Source organism: Moorena sp. SIO4A1, from assembly GCF_010672065.1.
Lineage (GTDB): Bacteria > Cyanobacteriota > Cyanobacteriia > Cyanobacteriales > Coleofasciculaceae > Moorena.
On the sequence record NZ_JAAHHX010000773.1, the window covers coordinates 1 to 1,358 of the forward strand.

Genomic DNA, 1,358 nt, shown 5'->3' on the forward strand with positions numbered 1-1,358 from the left:
TTACGCACTCCGTAGCGTGGCCGAAAGGCCAAGGCCTCAGCTTCCGCGCTTATGCGATTGACCTTTGGTCACGCTACGCGATGAAGCTTCGCTTCCGCGCTTATGCGATTGACCTTTGGTCACGCTACGCGAACGCATATCGCTCCAGGGCAAACCCATCTAAATTCTAGAAGTCTTACTCAGAAGCAATGCAGAAGTGCGACCCGTGGCGAATTTAATTCTTAACGCGGAAAGCGCACCTATAGGTATTTCACGCATCAGATGGGAATACCCCTGCATATCGCTTAAATCCAGAACCATTAGGTTTTTTTTAGTTTCTCAAACTTACCTAACATTCTTGATTGAGTCGCTTTTGAAATCAGAAAAATATGAGAAAATGCAAAATCACAGAGTAAATAAGTAAGTCAGTTGACATTCGATGGCTCGAAAAGGTCTCTGGATTGGTGGTTTCTAGATAAAAAATCAACCACGGTTTCCTTATGCCTAGCAAACTGACTTGTGCTGACTTACATCTGACCCGTATAAGACTTTGATCCAACAGGTTTTGTTAGGGGAAAAGGTTAGCTAAATAAGCATTTTTATAGCTGATTTATTTGCTCTATTTATTGTCTTAACAATATGAATAAAACCAATCATTTTTATTGCCAAAGGAGTTGCATATGCTTGAAATAATGAGTATTCACAAAGCTGATGAAATCAGTCAAATAAAAAAAACAAAAACTGGAATAATTCCTGGCAAAATGGAACTCATCATCAAAATTAATGAATTGCCTACAGCAAAAACTGTTAAAAACGGCTGGCAGGAATTTAATGTTGATTGTGATGGCACGATTTTTACGATTAAGGTCAAACCCAAAGTTTGGAAAAAAATCACGACTGCGAATGAGATGTATTCCATGTGGGTTGCTGTTATTACTGGCAAACTGGGAGCAAAAATTAACAAAGGGTTTCGGGTAGAGCAACCAGGTATTCAAGTATTTGAGAAAAAACCCAAGGCACCGAAACCAGATAAAACACAGGTACAAGCCCAATCACAGGAACAACTACAACCACAACCACAAGCTCAATCACAGGAACAGCTAGGCCAATCACAGGAACAGCTAGGCCAATCACAGGAACAGCTAGACCAATCACAGGAGCAGCTAGCTCAATCACACGAACAGCTACAGGAGCAGCTAGCCCAATCACAGGAACAGCTAGCCCAATCACAGGAGCAGCTAGCTCAATCACACGAACAACTTCAGGAGCAGCTAGCCCAATCACAGGAACAGCTAGCCCAATCACAGGAGCAGCTAGCTCAATCACAAGCCTAAGCAAAGACCAAGAATTGGACGTTAAACTGATTTAATCTCAACAGT

Annotated in this window: 1 protein-coding gene; it reads left to right on the plus strand. The window is 41.8% G+C overall.

What is annotated here, in order from left to right; all coding sequences use genetic code 11:
* Positions 1-659 precede the first annotated feature (659 nt).
* A complete protein-coding gene (locus F6K53_RS42785; RefSeq protein WP_293058333.1) occupies positions 660-1,313 on the plus strand; it encodes a hypothetical protein in 654 nt (217 codons plus the stop codon).
* The last annotated feature ends 45 nt before the right edge of the window (positions 1,314-1,358 follow it).